This is a genomic window from Celeribacter sp. (assembly GCF_048266405.1).
GTDB lineage: Bacteria > Pseudomonadota > Alphaproteobacteria > Rhodobacterales > Rhodobacteraceae > Celeribacter.
In genome coordinates this window covers 225144-240819 of record NZ_JBLWZO010000001.1, presented here as the reverse complement: position 1 = coordinate 240819, position 15676 = coordinate 225144, and the positions used below count along the sequence as shown (strand labels likewise).

General features: G+C 57.8%; 13 protein-coding genes and 1 pseudogene. 12 read left to right on the top strand and 2 right to left on the bottom strand.

All coding sequences use genetic code 11. From position 1 onward, the window contains the following. Positions 1-4: 4 nt before the first annotated feature. Positions 5-1408: a M20/M25/M40 family metallo-hydrolase gene (locus ACN0TS_RS01225; protein WP_417257493.1), complete on the bottom strand. Its 1404-nt coding sequence runs from the start codon at positions 1406-1408 to the stop codon at positions 5-7. A 250-nt stretch (positions 1409-1658) separates the two neighbouring features. On the opposite strand from ACN0TS_RS01225, the gene hemA reads away from it, so the two are divergent. The 4 genes and pseudogenes from hemA to ispG all read left to right on the top strand — a co-directional run bounded on the left by hemA (position 1659) and on the right by ispG (position 5502). Next, complete coding sequence (gene hemA, locus ACN0TS_RS01220; protein ID WP_417257492.1) at positions 1659-2888, top strand: 5-aminolevulinate synthase; 1230 nt, start codon at positions 1659-1661, stop codon at positions 2886-2888. A gap of 104 nt (positions 2889-2992) precedes the next feature. Then, a pseudogene (locus tag ACN0TS_RS01215) lies at positions 2993-3244 on the top strand (helix-turn-helix domain-containing protein); the annotation flags it as partial. Between the two features lie 63 nt (positions 3245-3307). After that, positions 3308-4219, top strand: a complete 912-nt coding sequence (locus ACN0TS_RS01210) for a DUF4115 domain-containing protein (RefSeq protein ID WP_417258163.1) — start codon at positions 3308-3310, stop codon at positions 4217-4219. Positions 4220-4356: 137 nt separating this feature from the next. Beyond that, the gene (gene ispG, locus ACN0TS_RS01205; protein ID WP_417257491.1) at positions 4357-5502 is read left to right on the top strand and encodes a flavodoxin-dependent (E)-4-hydroxy-3-methylbut-2-enyl-diphosphate synthase; all 1146 of its coding nucleotides are present in this window, start codon (positions 4357-4359) and stop codon (positions 5500-5502) included. Between the two features lie 87 nt (positions 5503-5589). Here the strand turns inward: ispG and ACN0TS_RS01200 are convergent, their stop codons facing one another. Further along, entirely contained in the window at positions 5590-6363 is a 774-nt protein-coding gene (locus ACN0TS_RS01200) for a DsbA family protein (protein ID WP_417257490.1), read from the bottom strand. 186 nt (positions 6364-6549) lie between these two features. Between ACN0TS_RS01200 and ACN0TS_RS01195 the strand changes: the two genes are divergently transcribed. The 8 genes from ACN0TS_RS01195 to ACN0TS_RS01160 all read left to right on the top strand — a co-directional run bounded on the left by ACN0TS_RS01195 (position 6550) and on the right by ACN0TS_RS01160 (position 15660). Next, positions 6550-7698: a pyridoxal phosphate-dependent aminotransferase gene (locus tag ACN0TS_RS01195; protein ID WP_417258162.1), complete on the top strand. Its 1149-nt coding sequence runs from the start codon at positions 6550-6552 to the stop codon at positions 7696-7698. 120 nt (positions 7699-7818) lie between these two features. Next, positions 7819-9006 (top strand): N-acetylmuramoyl-L-alanine amidase, encoded by a 1188-nt coding sequence (locus ACN0TS_RS01190; protein ID WP_417257489.1) that lies wholly within the window; start codon positions 7819-7821, stop codon positions 9004-9006. A gap of 161 nt (positions 9007-9167) precedes the next feature. Further along, positions 9168-11672, top strand: a complete 2505-nt coding sequence (locus tag ACN0TS_RS01185; protein WP_417257488.1) for a penicillin-binding protein 1A — start codon at positions 9168-9170, stop codon at positions 11670-11672. Positions 11673-11928: 256 nt separating this feature from the next. Beyond that, the gene (prfB, locus tag ACN0TS_RS01180; RefSeq protein ID WP_417257487.1) at positions 11929-13053 is read left to right on the top strand and encodes a peptide chain release factor 2; all 1125 of its coding nucleotides are present in this window, start codon (positions 11929-11931) and stop codon (positions 13051-13053) included. A 280-nt stretch (positions 13054-13333) separates the two neighbouring features. Then, positions 13334-13768, top strand: coding sequence for a YeeE/YedE family protein (locus tag ACN0TS_RS01175; protein ID WP_417257486.1), 435 nt, complete (start codon positions 13334-13336; stop codon positions 13766-13768). Between the two features lie 2 nt (positions 13769-13770). Continuing rightward, on the top strand, positions 13771-14214 hold the full coding sequence (locus tag ACN0TS_RS01170) for a DUF6691 family protein (RefSeq protein ID WP_417257485.1): 444 nt from the start codon (positions 13771-13773) through the stop codon (positions 14212-14214). 46 nt (positions 14215-14260) lie between these two features. Continuing rightward, positions 14261-15151 carry an MBL fold metallo-hydrolase gene (locus ACN0TS_RS01165; protein ID WP_417257484.1) on the top strand — a complete coding sequence of 297 codons (891 nt, stop codon included), beginning with the start codon at positions 14261-14263 and terminating at the stop codon, positions 15149-15151. A 92-nt stretch (positions 15152-15243) separates the two neighbouring features. After that, complete coding sequence (locus ACN0TS_RS01160) at positions 15244-15660, top strand: TIGR01244 family sulfur transferase (RefSeq protein WP_417257483.1); 417 nt, start codon at positions 15244-15246, stop codon at positions 15658-15660. The last annotated feature ends 16 nt before the right edge of the window (positions 15661-15676 follow it).

Below are 15676 nucleotides of genomic sequence, written 5' to 3'. Positions count from 1 at the left end.
GGGTTTAGCCTTTGGTTTGGGTGCTAACGGCGTCGAGAATGCGCGCCCAAGAACGGATGCCTTTGTGGAAGCACTCGAGGTCGTATTTCTCGTTTGGACTATGGATCGCATCGTCATCGCGGCCAAAGCCTGCGAGCAGGGCGTCCACGCCGACGATCTTTTTGAAATAGCCCGCGATCGGGATGGAGCCGCCGCAGCCGACAAAGGCGGCCTCATTGGGCCATTCGTCAGAGAGTGCGTTGCGGGCAGCTTCAAAAGCGGGGTGTGATGTTTCCATCACCGACGCGGGAGAGGCCCCGTGGGGGTGGAACTCGACGGTGCAATCGGCGGGCAGGTTGGCCTCGACGTAAGCGCGTAGACTTTCGCGGATTTTATGGGGGTCTTGTGTGCCGACAAGGCGGGCGGAGACCTTGGCCGAGGCTTGTGCAGGCAGCACGGTTTTGAACCCGTCGCCCGTGTAACCGCCTGTAATTCCGTTGAATTCCATCGTCGGGCGTGACCAGATCATTTCCAGAGCGCTGCGGTCTTTCTCCCCCGCAGGCAGGTTCAAATCCACCTCGCCCAAAAAGGCCTCGTGATCGAACCCCAAGGCCTCCCATTGCGCCGCGACATCGGCGGGCAGTTCGGGCACACCGTCATAAAAGCCGTCAAGCGTCACGCGGCCTTGGTCATCGTGCAGTCCTGCGAGGATGCGGGTCAAAACGCGGATCGGGTTTTGCGCAGGCCCGCCATACATGCCCGAATGCAGGTCTTTGTCGGCGGCCTTGATGACGATCTCTTCGCCCATCAACCCGCGCAGCATGGTGACGATGGCGGGGGTGTCGTGGCCAAACAGCCCCGTGTCACAGATCAGCGCGACATCGCCTTTGAGGCGGTCTTTATATTCTTTCATAAAGGGTACGAGCGAGGGCGAACCGCTCTCTTCCTCCCCCTCGAAGAAGAAAGTGATTTCGCAAGGCAGTTGTCCGTGTTCGGCGACCCATGCGCGGCAGGCCTCAACAAAGGTCATCAACTGCCCTTTGTCGTCGGACGAGCCGCGTCCACGGATCACCTTGCCTTTCGCGGTGGCCTCGACTGCGGGGGCAAAGGGGTCATTGTTCCAAAGAGAGAGCGGGTCTACGGGTTGCACATCGTAATGGCCGTAGAACACAAGATGTGGGGTGTCTTGTCCTGCGGGGCCGTCCACATGGCCCATGACCATCGGATGACCGGGGGTTGCGATGGTTTCGGCCTTGACCCCGATGGTGGCCAGATCGGCCACGAGCCAGTCCGCCGCGCGGGCGCAATCGGCCTTGTAAGCGGGGTCAGTAGAGATCGAGGGAATCGCGAGCAAATCGAGCAGACGCGCGACCGCGTCGTCGAGCGTTGAGTCGATGCGATTAAGGACGGGAGAGAGACGTGTGGCCATGATCGGAAACCTTTCCATTTATGCGGGCGCTTTTGCCGCACAGTAACGGGCTGAAATGCAGTGTCCAGAGATTGGAGACGGGTTGACATGGATCATACTAAAACGAATTTTAGATCAGCTAAGACTAGTAGCGATAATAATGATCGGTTTGACCACCTGCGACGACAGGTAGCGATTTATGAATACGAGTCGCTTTTTGAAAGTCAGGTTGCTAAAAGGGTCGAACGAAAGACGCGCGAAAGGACTACCAGTGGATTATTCAGCGAAACTTGACGGAGCGTTGAAGCGCCTTCATGACGAGGGGCGGTACCGCACCTTTATCGACATTGAACGCAAGTGCGGCAATTATCCCCACGCGACGTGGAAAAAAGCTGATGGGTCCGAAGCGCCAGTCACCGTCTGGTGTGGCAATGATTACCTCGGCATGGGGCAACATCCCGTTGTGCTTGAAGCGATGAAAGAAGCCGTGGATGCAACGGGTGCCGGCTCTGGCGGCACGCGCAACATTTCCGGCACCACAGTGTATCACAAACGTCTTGAGGCTGAGCTGGCCGATCTTCACGGCAAAGAGGCCGCGCTGGTCTTCTCTTCGGCCTATATCGCCAATGACGCGACGCTTTCGACGCTGCCGACCCTGTTTCCGGGCCTCATCATCTATTCCGACGAGTTGAACCACGCCTCCATGATTGAGGGCATTCGCCGCAATGGCGGGGCTAAACGGATTTTCCGCCACAACGATCTCGACCACCTGCGCGAACTTCTGGCCGCCGATGATCCGGACGCGCCGAAGCTGATTGCGTTTGAGTCGGTCTATTCGATGGATGGTGATTTCGCGCCGATCAAAGAAATTTGCGATCTGGCCGAAGAATTCAACGCGCTGACCTATCTCGATGAGGTCCATGCCGTGGGCATGTACGGCGCGCACGGCGGTGGCGTGGCTGAGCGCGACGGTCTGATGGACCGTCTCGACATCATCAACGGCACGTTGGGCAAAGCCTTTGGCGTGTTCGGTGGCTATATTGCTGCGTCCGAGAAAATGTGTGATGCGGTGCGCTCCTATGCGCCGGGCTTCATCTTTACCACGTCCATTCCACCCGCTGTGGCCGCAGGCGCGGCAGCGTCGATTGCCTACCTCAAAGGTGAGGGCGGGGCAGCTTTGCGCGAAGAGCATCAGACGCAGGCGAAAATTCTCAAGACCCGCCTCAAAGGGTTGGGCCTTCCGATCACAGATCACGGCTCGCACATTGTGCCGCTAATCGTCGGCGATCCCAAGCACACCAAATTGATGTCCGATATGTTGCTTGAGCAATATGGCATTTACGTCCAGCCGGTGAACTTCCCCACAGTGCCGCGCGGCACGGAACGTTTGCGCTTTACCCCGTCGCCTGTTCATGGACCGCGTGAAATGGATGCACTTATTCAGGGATTGGACGCACTTTGGAGCCATTGTGCGCTGAATCGTGCCGAACTCGCAGGGTAATTTCGTTTCCCTCTGTGCGACGCTAATTTTGCTGTGGTAAGGCTTTTTATAACGCTCAAAGCGATTCGAGCGGGCGTCGGGGACAAAGAGTAGGGACAGTTCGCATGATAGGACGGTGGAGCAAACCACCCGTCGAAGAGGTAAATGAACCTCGCGGCTTTGACGATTTCGAGCTCAAACTCGGAGACGTTATGCGTGGGGAACGTGCAACTCAATCCAAATCACTTTTGGATGTTCAGCGTGAACTCAAGATCAAAGCCACCTACATTGCCGCGATTGAAAATGCCGATCCGAGCGTGTTTGAAACCCAAGGGTTCATTGCGGGATATGTGCGTTCCTATGCGCGTTATCTCGGTCTTGATCCCGATTGGGCCTTCACGCGTTTTTGTGCAGAGAGTGGTTTTGCCGTTGCACATGGCATGGCTCCCGAAGCCTCGGTCAAACGCAAGAATGCTGCGCCCGTTGCTGCTACATCAGGCGTGAAGAAAGATCCCTTTGCCGATCCCAATGCGAGTTTCGTGCCGCGTGGCGAGAGTTTCTTGGCCAAGGTGGAACCCGGAGCAATCGGTTCGACCGCCGTTTTGTTGCTGCTTGTCGGCGTGATCGGCTTTGGTGCGTGGTCTGTTCTCAAAGAAATTCAAAAGGTGCAACTGGCCCCCGTGGATCAGGTTCCCGGTGTTGTGGCCGACATTGCTCCCGTACAATCATCACAACAGACGGTGATTGCCGCGCTTGACGAAGAGGTTGGCATTGCCGAGCCTTCTGCCGATGCATTTAACCGTTTGTACCGTCCACAAGCCCTCGACGTGCCTGTTCTCGTCCCACGTGACGGTCCGATTGCGACTCTTGATCCGCGTTCTGTTGGCGCTTTGGGAGAAGAGAGCGCCGAGGAACGTCTGAACGCCATGTCAAACCAGATCGCCGATGCGGTGCTGAGTGACGAGTTTGGAGAGGCTCCGATCCAAGTGGTCGAAGCTGATGCACCCGAACTGGCGCTCGTTGCGGTCAATGCCACTTGGGTGCGGGTCAGTGCCGCTGATGGCTCCATTCTGTTCGAGAAAATCCTTAACGCAGGTGAGCGCTACGTGCTGCCCGCCACCGAGGATGCGCCACTTTTGCGCACGGGCAATGCTGGCGGTGTCTACTTTGCCGTCAATGGTCAGGCCTATGGCCCCGCAGGTGGATCAGGCTCCGTGGTCAAGAATATCCCGCTTTCAGTCGCGGCGGTTTCCGAGACCTTTGCCCCTGTCGATCTCGCCGCCAACGAAGGCGTGGCCGAGATGTTCCGCGTGGCGCAAAACGACGTGACGCTCGCGCCCGAAGCGCAGTAGGCCGCTCCCTTCGATATCCTGATCTGGCGCGTCTGACGCTTCACCTCCACGCGATCATGCGGTCCGGTGCTTGCGTGCGCGAACCGTGCGTCCTATCAAGGGCGTGACTTAGATCCCTGCTGCAAGGACCGCACCCCATGTCCCATAATCCGATCCGCCCTTGGCGTAATATCGAGCGCCGTGTCAGCCGCAAAATCTGGGTGGGCAACGTGCCCGTGGGTGGTGATGCGCCGATTTCGGTGCAAACCATGACCAACACCGATAGCGGCGATGTCAAAGCGACCTTGGACCAAGTGATCCGTGCCGCTGATGCAGGGGCCGATATTGTCCGCATCTCCGCCCCTGACGTGGCGGCGACCACGGCGCTCAAGGAAATTTGCCGTGAAAGTCCCGTGCCCATCGTGGCCGACATTCACTTCCACTACAAACGCGCCATTGAAGCTGCCGAAGCGGGGGCGGCCTGTCTGCGTATCAATCCCGGTAACATCGGAGATGAAAAGCGCGTCAAAGAGGTGATCAAAGCGGCGAAGGACCATAATTGCTCCATTCGCATTGGTGTGAATGCGGGGTCTCTAGAGAAGCATCTGCTTGATAAATATGCGGAACCTTGCCCTGACGCTATGGTTGAGAGTGGCTTGGATCACATCAAAATTCTCGAAGACAACGATTTCCATAACTTCAAAATCTCTGTGAAGGCGTCGGACGTGTTTCTTGCGTCTGCGGCTTATCAACAACTGGCCGATGCCACCGACGCGCCGATCCACCTTGGGATCACCGAGGCAGGTGGCTTGATGTCGGGGACGATCAAATCGGCCATCGGCATGGGGCAACTGTTGTGGATGGGCATTGGCGATACCATCCGTGTGAGCCTCTCGGCGGACCCCGTTGAGGAGGTCAAGGTTGGCTATGAAATCCTCAAATCCCTCGGTTTGCGTCACCGCGGCGTAAATATTATTTCCTGTCCGTCCTGTGCGCGTCAGGGCTTTGATGTGATCAAAACGGTGGAGGCCTTGGAACAACGCCTTGAGCATATCAAAACGCCGATGTCGCTGTCGATTATCGGCTGTGTCGTCAATGGTCCGGGTGAAGCGCTGATGACAGATGTCGGTTGGACCGGCGGCGGCGCAGGGCACGGCATGGTTTATCTGGGCGGCAAGCAAAGCCACAAGATGGACAATGACCGCATGGTTGACCACATCGTTGAGCAGGTCGAAGCCAAAGCTGCCGAACTCGCCGCCAAAGCTGATACTGATACTGATACTGAGGTTGATGCGGCAGAGTGATCTCTACGCTTGGACATTGAATAGAAAAAGCCCCGCCAGTGATCTGCGGGGCTTGTCTTTTGGTGCGTTGCGCGGTGACGTGAGGGATTATCCCTTGTCGCGTAGTTCTGCGACAATCTCGGTCATCGCGTCGAATGGCACATAGCCACGAACAAGCTGACCACCCATCACGAATGTTGGTGTGCCCGATATCTGGAAAATCTGGCCGAGCTGTTGGTTGCGGCCCAAGATCGTATTGACCTCGTCGCTGTCGAGTGCGGCCATGACGGCGTCGACATCCACATCTTGGTCGAGGTCATTCACCATCCGTTTCAAACTGCCTTCGGTCACGTTGCTGCGTGCGGTCATCAAGGCGTCGTGGATCGCATGATAGGCCTCTTCGCCGCTCACGGCACGGACAGCCAGCGCAAAGCGGGCGGCCAATACGCTTTCTTCACCAAGGATGGGGAATTCCTTGACGATGAGTTTGATGTTGCCGTCTTTTTCCAACAGCGCTTTGACATCGGGGTAGGCTTTTTTGCAGTAGCCACAGCGGTAGTCGGAGAACTCGACAAAGATCAAATCGGCGTCAGGGTTGCCGTAGACCAGATCTCCCTCAGCCTCGTACAGATCAGCAGCGTGGGCGGCGATTAGATCGGCTTCGCCTGCTTCCTGTGCGGCTTGTTGGCGTTGATTGTAGACGTCAACGGCTTCCATCAGCACTTCGGGGTTTTCCAATAGGTAGGCGCGGATTTCGGCGCCAAAGGCCGCGCGTTCCGCATCGGACATGTTGGTGAGGTCAAGGGCATGTGCCCCAAAGGCCGTCGTGGTCGCCAAAAGGGCAGCGGTGCCAAGGCGGGTCAAAAAGCGGGGCAGAGCCATGAGATATCTCTCCGTTAAAAAACTGTTCCTTATGCGTTTAGCACATCACCTGCGCGGGTCCACCCAACAGTTGCGTGACCGCAAGTCGCACCTGTGGTGTTTTGGCGCGAGATTTGTGGTGCAGGCGTTGCAATTTCACGCGCCAACTGGCATCGGTTGGACCATTCCAGATCAAGAGGCCCCATGATGAAAACGTCCCGCCGCAGCAATGTTGACCCCTTTATTGTCATGGATGTGATGGAGGCCGCGCGCGCCGCCGAGGATGCGGGCCGTCACGTGATCCATATGGAGGTGGGACAGCCCTCGACAGGTGCGCCCGCCAAAGCCCGTGCCAAACTGGCCGCCGCGATGGAAGAGGGGCCATTGGGCTATACCGTGGCGCTTGGGCTCCCCGAGTTGCGCCGTGCCATCGCGGGGCTTTATGCCGATTGGTATGGGGTCACGGTTGATCCGTCGCGTGTGGTTGTCACGTCTGGCTCGTCTGGCGCGTTTATCCTCGCCTTTACCGCGTTGTTCGACGCAGGGGACAAAGTTGCCTTGGGTGAGCCGGGGTACCCGTCTTATCGCCAGATTCTCAGCGCGCTCGACCTTGACCCCGTGGGCATTCAATCGACGCCAGAGAACCGCTTGCAACCTGTTCCGTCACAGATACCCGACGATGTGGACGGGTTGATTGTTGCCTCTCCGGGAAATCCGTCGGGGACGATGCTGGACCGTGCGGCGATGGCAGGTCTGATCGAGACCTGTGCAGCGAAGGGTATCTCGTTCATTTCCGACGAGATTTACCACGGTGTGCAATATGACAAACGGGCGGTGACGGCGCTTGAGGTCAGTGATGATGTCTATGTCATCAATTCCTTTTCCAAATATTTCTCCATGACGGGATGGCGCGTCGGGTGGATGGTCGTGCCTGAGGATCATGTGCGGGTGATTGAACGTTTGGCGCAAAACCTGTTCATCTGTCCTCCTCACGCCGCCCAGATCGCCGCCCTTGGCGCCTTGCAAGGGCGTGAGGAATGCGACGCCCATGTCGAGGTCTACGCCGAGAACCGCCGTCTGATGATGGAAGAATTGCCCAAAATTGGTTTTGACAAGATCGCACCGCCTGATGGCGCGTTCTATATCTATGCCGATGTGTCGGAGTTGACCGACGACAGCCGTGCCTTTTGCGCCGAAATTCTGGATCAGGTCGGGGTGGCGGTCACGCCCGGTCTGGATTTCGATCCCGTGCGCGGGGCGCAGACGATGCGGTTTTCCTATGCCCGATCGACTGCCGATATCCGCGAGGGACTTGCGCGGCTTCACGAGTTTATGAGTAAACGCGCCAAGGGCTAGGATCGCGCGGGCGGTCTGGTTAGGATGCGGAAAACCAACGAGTAGGGTGCGGGTGTGATCGGGGCAATGAGACGAGTATTATCAGCGGCGCGGCAGTGTTTTGCGCGAGCGGTTTTGTGTTTGGCGCTCGCCCTCTGCCCGTTAGCCGCCTCGGCGCAAAGCGGGTTTAACGCGCTGACGCCTGCGGCCAATGCGGGATCTTTCCTGCGCGAAGAGGGCACGACGACGTGGCTGCATCTGCGTATGGGGCAGCCCGTGCCGTTTCGTATTTTTACGCTGCGGGATCCGATGCGCCTCGTGATCGATCTCTCCGAGGTTGATTGGACGGGATTTGACACGGAGGCCTTTGACGCCTCCGAGGCCGTGACGGGCTTGCGTGTCGGCTTGTTCCGCCCCGGTTGGTCGCGCATGGTGATCGACCTTGATCGTCCATTGAAAATTGAAATGGCGGAGATGACGCGGGATGATGAGGGCGCGATGTTGCGCTTGGCGATGGAGCCTACAGATGCCGCGACATTTGAGGCAGGAGCCGGTGCGCCCGCAGCGGCGAAGTTCGAGCGCACGAACAAAGCGGTTTCCTTGCCCGCGCAGTCCAAGCCTGACGGTGGCCCGTTGGTTGTCGTGCTTGATCCGGGGCATGGCGGCATTGATCCGGGCGCGGAGCGCGATGGTGTCAAAGAGGCCGACGTGATGCTGACCTTCGCCCAAGAGTTGCGCGATACTTTGGTGCGGGCAGGGGGCTTTGAGGTGGTTTTGACGCGTGAGGACGATAGTTTTGTTCCGCTTGAATCCCGCATCACACGGGCCCATGAGGCGGGCGCGGATGTGTTCCTGTCGCTGCATGCTGACGCCATTTCCGAAGGCCGTGCCGAGGGTGCGACAGTCTATACGCTCGCGGATCGGGCCTCTGATGAAGCCTCGCGCAAATTGGCCGAACGCCATGATCGGGCTGATATTTTGTCGGGCGTGGACCTGTCCGACCAAGACGATGTGATTGTCAGAGTGTTGTTGGACATGGCCCGCACAGAGACTCAACCGCGCACCGATGCTTTGGCTGATGCCTTGGTCGAGGCGCTTACCCAAAGCGTGGGGATGCATAAGCGTCCACGCCTTGAGGCGGGGTTTTCGGTGCTGAAATCTGCGGATATTCCGTCGGTTTTGTTGGAGCTTGGTTTTCTGTCCTCGAAAAAGGACCGCGCAAAGTTGGTCGATGCGGCGTGGCGGGCCAAAGCGGCATGGGCGATCCGTGACGCATTGGTGGCATGGCACGAGAGTGACCGCGATGCGGCGCGTAATTTGCGCAAATGACGCAAGGAAACTCGCGCAACAGGCGAAGCCTCGCGCACATGCAGTCACATTTTCGCGGGTTCGTTTTGACCACGGGCCGTGGGATGTATAAGTAAGGCCAAAGGTCGGATCGGGCGAGTCACTTGCACACGCGCGCGCCGACGGTGGGAAAGGCAATACGCGTGCTTCGGTTTACACTCTCTTTTTTCGGGGCGATTTTTTCGCTCGTGACCACGGGCCTCGTTTTGCTCGCTTTGGTTATTGGCGGCGTGCTGTGGATGTACAGCCGCGATTTGCCCAATCACGAAACCTTGGCGCAATACCAACCGCCCACGATTTCGCGCGTCTATAGCGGCGAAGGCAAGATTATTGACGAGTTCGCCCGTGAACGCCGTCTGTATACGCCGCCTTCGGAAATTCCCGATTTGGTGAAATTCGCCTTTATTTCTGCCGAGGATAAGAATTTTTACAACCACCCCGGTTATGACATTCGCGGCATGATTGCTGCGGCTCTGTCCGCGGCACAGGGCGGACGGTTGCGCGGTGCATCGACCATTACACAGCAGGTGATGAAGAACTTCCTGCTGTCCTCTGACCGCTCTGCCGAGCGCAAGATCAAAGAGATCATTCTTGCCTCCCGACTTGAGCAAACTCTGAGCAAAGATGAGATTCTGGGCCTGTATCTCAACGAGATCGACCTTGGCGCGCGATCGTTTGGTGTGACCGCTGCGGCACAGACCTATTTCAACAAGACCCTGAGCGAGCTGTCTCCCGAAGAGGCGGCCTTCCTCGCGATCCATCCAAAGGCGCCGTATTCCTATCATCCTGTGAAAAACTATGACGCAGCCCTCGAGCGCCGCAACTTCGTTCTGCGCGAGATGTATGAGAACGGCTATCTGGAGCAGGCGGAATATGAACGCGCCCGTCTCGAGCCGATCCGTTCGGTGCAAAACGGCGACTACGAAGGCTTTCGCGAGCAACTGCCGCCACGCGATTACTTCACAGATGAAATTCGCCGCCAATTGTCGCAAGACTTTGGCGAAGAAGAGTTTTTTGAGGGTGGGCTGTCTATTCGGGCGACCATTGATCCCGAACTGCAAACGGTGGCTCGCCATGCCCTTGAGAGCCGTCTGGAGACCCTTGACCGTCAGCGCGGCGAATGGCGCGGTACGGGGAAAACCATCGACCCTGCCACGATTGATGCGGGCACATGGGAAGAGGCGCTTGGTGAGGTTCGAGTGGCGCGAGACATCACGCTTGATGGCGGATGGTTCGTTGGTGTGGTCGATCAGGTCGGCACGCAAAGCATGACGGTATTGGTGGAAAACACGGGCGAAGTGAGCGTTCCGCGCGAGGATATCAAATGGATGCGTGGCGGGTTCTCGGATAATTTCGAGCGTGGCGACGTGGTTCATATCCGCCGCATGACAACAGGCGACAATGGCACGGGCGATCTGATCCGCTGGACCCTGCGCCAAGTTCCCGGAGTTCAGGGCGGCTTTGTCGCGATGGACGTCAACACGGGGCGCGTGATCGCCATGCAGGGTGGGTTCTCTTACCAGAACTCGGTGTTTAACCGCGCCACGCAGGCCACACGCCAACCGGGGTCGTCGTTCAAACCGTTCGTTTATGCCGCAGCTCTCGACAGCGGGTTCACACCTGCGACCATCGTTGTTGACGCGCCGATCGAGATCAACACACCCCAAGGGGTCTGGCGTCCGAAAAATGCCTCGCGTCAGTTTTATGGCCCCACACCGCTGCGTACAGGGATCGAGCAATCGCGGAACCTGATGACCATCCGTCTGGCCCAAGAGGTCGGTATGGATGTGGTTGCAAGCTACGCCGAGCGCTTTGGTGTCTATGACCGCATGGGTCAGTATCTCGCGTCTTCCTTGGGCGCCGAAGAGACAACGCTGTATAAAATGGTGTCGGCCTATGCGATGTTTGCCAATGGCGGCGAACGGGTGGAGCCGACGCTTGTTGACCGTGTCCAAGACCGGTTCGGGCGCACCGTTTACAGGCATGACCAACGTGATTGTCTTGAGTGCGAGGAGGCCGCGCTCGAGCCTGGTCTTGCGCCCACAATCGTGTCGAACCGCGAACGCGTTATGGATGCGATCACCGCCTACCAACTGACTTCGATGATGCAGGGGGTTGTCTCGCGCGGGACCGCGCGTGGTCGTGTCAATCTGCCTGTGCCTGTTGCCGGTAAAACGGGGACGACCAATGACGGGAAAGACGCATGGTTTGTGGGCTTTACCTCGAATATCGTGGCAGGGTGCTACATCGGTTTCGATACACCGCGCTCTATGCCCGGGGCGTCTGGCGGCGGGTTCTGTGGCCCTGTGTTCAACGAGTTTATGCAAGAGGCTGTGGCCAAGTTTGGCGGCGGGAAATTCCGCGTTCCACCCGGTGGCCACTTTATCAAAATCGACCGTTTCACAGGGGCGCGCCTGTCCGATAGCGCCTCGGGGCCAAACGTTGTGGCCGAGTATTTCCGCGATGGTGAAGAGCCCGTGTTCGGCCTGATGTTCGACGGTGGTTTTGCAATGGGGTCCGATCTGCCGATGTTTGATGCGGGCCAGGTCGATAGCGGCGAACGGGCGGTTGAAACCCAATCCGGCAAGACCATCAAAATCCCGAAAAAGGCGACGTTCAATTCGCTGTCCTCGGGCGGGCTCTACTAGCGGGCTGTCAGGTTTGGAGATTGTAAAAAAGGCCGCGCAGAGCGCGGCCTTTTGCGTCGGCTAACTGTCGGACTTCTGTCGGGCAAGGGGGCTGGACGGTCATTTCCTGCGCTGCCCCTCTGGATTTAGTCGCTTCCTTCCCGCGCCTGTCTCGCGAAAACTCTGCGATCAACCTTGTATAAGGGGCGCGTGGTGGGTAAGTGTTTCGACCAGAAAAGACGTGGCTTCGAGGCCCCCCAAGACAAGGTATTCCCCTGTGCGCGCAGAGATCGAAAACACAGTCGAGAAAATTCGCAAATCCATCGCGTTGTTGAAACAGCGACTGGATTGGGACACTGCGCCGCATCGGTTGGAGGAATTCAACGCGATGATCGAGGACCCGACCCTGTGGAACGATCCTGAGCGGGCGCAAAAGCTGATGCGTGAACGTCAGGCGCTAATGGATGCCTTGGAAACGGCGACCCGTATCGAGACGGATATGAACGACAACATCGAGCTTATCGAAATGGGCGAGATGGAAGAGGACCAAGAGGTCATCATCGAGGCCGAAGAGGCGCTCAAAGCGCTCGAAGTGACTGCCGCCGAGAAAGAGCTTGAGGCGTTGCTTGATGGCGAGGCCGATGCGAACGACACATTCTTGGAGATCAACTCGGGCGCGGGCGGCACGGAGAGCTGTGACTGGGCGTCGATGTTGGCGCGGATGTATGTCCGTTGGGCCGAAAGAAAAGGTTACAAGGTCGAGCTGCAATCGGAGAGCCCGGGCGAAGAGGCGGGGATCAAATCCGCCGCTTATAAAATCTCGGGTCACAACGCCTATGGCTGGCTGAAATCGGAAAGCGGTGTGCATCGCCTCGTGCGGATTTCGCCCTTTGACAGTGCCGCCAAACGTCACACGTCCTTTACCTCGGTGAAGGTCTATCCCGTGGTGGATGATAATATCGAGATCGAGGTCAATCCCGCCGACATCCGTATCGACACCTATCGCTCCTCAGGGGCGGGTGGTCAGCACGTGAACACCACCGACTCGGCTGTGCGCATCACGCACTTTCCTACGGGGATCGTGGTGACAAGTTCCGAGAAATCGCAGCACCAGAACCGCGACATCGCGATGAAGGCCCTCAAAAGCCGTCTGTATCAGATGGAGTTGGACAAGCGGTCTGCGCTTGTGAACGAAGCGCACGAAAATGCGGGCGATGCGGGGTGGGGCAACCAGATCCGTTCCTACGTGTTGCAGCCCTATCAGATGGTCAAAGACCTGCGGACCAACTACGAGACCTCTGACACCAAAGGCGTTTTGGATGGCGATCTCGACGGGTTTATGGCCGCGACCTTGGCGCAAAACGTATCGGGCAAGTCCCGCGCGGATGCGCAGGGCGAGTGAGCCTACGGGTGTAATCCCAGTTATACCGCAATTTAGAAGGCGCCACGGCATGCCGTTGGCGCCTTTGTTCTGTGCGATGTGTGACCGTTTAGAGGTAGCGACATTGACGCGCTCCATAGACATATAGCAAAAATTGCATTTTATGTGACAAACTCACCGACGACCCGCGTAGGGTTGAGTAGATTAAGGCCAATCAAAGCGCGCAAAGCGCAACGACGAAGGAAACGCACATGACCCATCTGGCACTTACATTGCCCTCCCTGAATGCGGGGACTGGCCTATGATAACCGAATTTACCCCTTGGGCGTCGCTGATTGGCGGCATTCTCATCGGCCTGTCCGCTGTCTTTTTGATGGCCTTTCAAGGCCGCGTCTTTGGCGCAACGGGCGTCTTGGCGGGTTTTATGACACCGCAAAGCTCGTCTGACTGGACGTGGCGTACATGGCTGTTGGCCGGCATGGTGTCCGGTCCGCTCGTCTACCGTTTGTTTGCAGGCGAGATGCCTGCGATTGACGTACCTGTGTCCAACATTGGACTGATCGTCGGCGGGATCATTGTGGGGCTCGGTGTGACCTTCGGGTCGGGTTGCACGTCTGGTCACGGGGTCTGCGGCATGGCGCGTCTGTCGCCTCGCTCGATCGCCGCGACTGTCACATTTATGATTTTTACCGCGATTACAGTGTTCGTGGTGCGCCATGTATTGGGAGGGGTTTGAGCATGAAACATCTTTTGACCTACCTCACTGGCCTGATGTTCGGCGTCGGCATTTCCATGTCTGGCATGGCCAACCCCGCCAAGGTGATAAACTTTTTCGACGTGTTCGGCACATGGGATCCATCGCTCGCCTTCGTCATGGGCGGCGCTGTTGTGGTGACGTTCTTTGGCTACCGTGCCGTGTTCAAACGCTATGCGACCCCTGCTTTTGAGCCTGCGTTCAACGTGCCGACAAGCCGTGTGATCGACGCCAAACTGATTGGCGGCTCGGCGGTGTTCGGCATTGGTTGGGGCATTGCGGGTTTTTGTCCCGGCGGGGCGCTGCCTGCGGTTGGCACGCTGAAGCCTGAGGTGCTGATCTTTTTCGTTGCCCTCGTCGTCGGCATCTTTGCCGCCAAATTCATGATGCAGTTTAGCGCCCGTCGGGCCGCAAGCCGCAGTACCTAACCCCCTGCGCCTGTGTCGCGCAGATGAGATACTTGAGGAGAGAGATATGACTGCCACCTATCCCGTTGATATGTCCGTGACACCAGAGGTCAAAGCCTTCTTTGACCCCGCCACATGGACCATTTCCTATGTGGTCAAAGATCCTGCCTCGAATGCCTGCGCGGTGGTCGATAGCGTGATGGATATTGATTACGCTGCGGGGCGTATCTCTTATGAGAGCGCCGACGAGATCATCAAGTATGTGCAGGACAACGACCTCAAGGTCGAATGGCTGCTCGAGACCCACGTCCACGCCGACCACCTGTCGGCAGCGCCTTACCTCCAAGATAATCTGGGTGGTAAAATCGGCATCGGTGAAAACATCACCATCGTGCAGGACGTCTTTGGCAAGGTGTTCAACGAGGGCACCGAGTTCCAGCGTGACGGGTCGCAGTTCGACCGCCTGTTCAAGGATGGTGACACCTACAAGGTGGGCGAGATGGACTGTTTCGCCATGCACACGCCTGGTCACACGCCCGCCTGTATGACGCATACGATGGGCAACGCGACCTTCACGGGTGATACGCTGTTTATGCCCGATGGCGGTTCGGCGCGGGCCGATTTCCCCGGTGGCGATGCGGCGACGCTTTACGACAGCATCCAGAAGGTGTTGGCGCTGCCCGACGACATGCGTCTGTTCATGTGCCACGATTACGGCCCCAACGGGCGCGATATCGCGTGGGAGACCACGGTGGGTGAGGAACGTCTCCACAACATTCACGTTGGTGGCAACAGAACAAAGGCCGATTTCGTCAAATTCCGTGAGGAACGGGACGCTCAACTCGACATGCCACGTCTGATTATTCCTTCTTTGCAGGTGAATATGCGTGCAGGTGAGTTGCCGCCCGCCGATCAAGATGGCAAAACCTTTCTGAAGGTGCCGGTCAACGGTCTGTAATCACGTCTCAACCGATGTGTGAGGGATCGCCCGCGCCACCGATTTGCCAAGGTTAGGGCAGGTTGGTCCCACGCACATCAGGAGAGACAGACATGGAATTCAATAAGGTCAACGACGGGCTCACAGTCAGCGGACAAATCACGGTGGAGGAGGTTCAAATCCTTGCCGAGAAGGGATTCCGCACCCTGATCGACAACCGCCCCGATGAGGAAATCGAAGGCGCATTACAATCAGAGGCGATGGAGGCCGCAGCAAAGGCCGCAGGATTGAATTTCCTCTATCTTCCGATCTACCCGGGTCAATTCACGGGGGAACTGATTGAGGAAACGGGACGGGCCTTTGCCGAGTTGGAAGGGCCAGTTTACGCCTACTGCCGTTCGGGCACCCGCTCGACCACGGCATGGGCCTTGTCCCAAGCGGGTGATCAGCCTGCGCAGGACATTTTGGAACAAGCGGCGGGTGCAGGGTATGACCTGAGCGCGATCGCGGGATATTTGTCGGGACGATAGGGACCACACGCACTCC

What these genes read in the sequence shown, in the direction of transcription:
- ACN0TS_RS01225 (WP_417257493.1), bottom strand. Translation starts at nt 1,408, where the DNA reads ATGGCCACACGTCTCTCTCCCGTCCTTAATCGCATCGACTCAACGCTC.
- ACN0TS_RS01210 (WP_417258163.1), top strand. Translation starts at nt 3,308, where the DNA reads ATGGCTCCCGAAGCCTCGGTCAAACGCAAGAATGCTGCGCCCGTTGCT.
- ispG (WP_417257491.1), top strand. Translation starts at nt 4,357, where the DNA reads ATGTCCCATAATCCGATCCGCCCTTGGCGTAATATCGAGCGCCGTGTC.
- ACN0TS_RS01200 (WP_417257490.1), bottom strand. Translation starts at nt 6,363, where the DNA reads ATGGCTCTGCCCCGCTTTTTGACCCGCCTTGGCACCGCTGCCCTTTTG.
- ACN0TS_RS01195 (WP_417258162.1), top strand. Translation starts at nt 6,550, where the DNA reads ATGAAAACGTCCCGCCGCAGCAATGTTGACCCCTTTATTGTCATGGAT.
- ACN0TS_RS01175 (WP_417257486.1), top strand. Translation starts at nt 13,334, where the DNA reads ATGATAACCGAATTTACCCCTTGGGCGTCGCTGATTGGCGGCATTCTC.
- ACN0TS_RS01170 (WP_417257485.1), top strand. Translation starts at nt 13,771, where the DNA reads ATGAAACATCTTTTGACCTACCTCACTGGCCTGATGTTCGGCGTCGGC.
- ACN0TS_RS01165 (WP_417257484.1), top strand. Translation starts at nt 14,261, where the DNA reads ATGACTGCCACCTATCCCGTTGATATGTCCGTGACACCAGAGGTCAAA.
- ACN0TS_RS01160 (WP_417257483.1), top strand. Translation starts at nt 15,244, where the DNA reads ATGGAATTCAATAAGGTCAACGACGGGCTCACAGTCAGCGGACAAATC.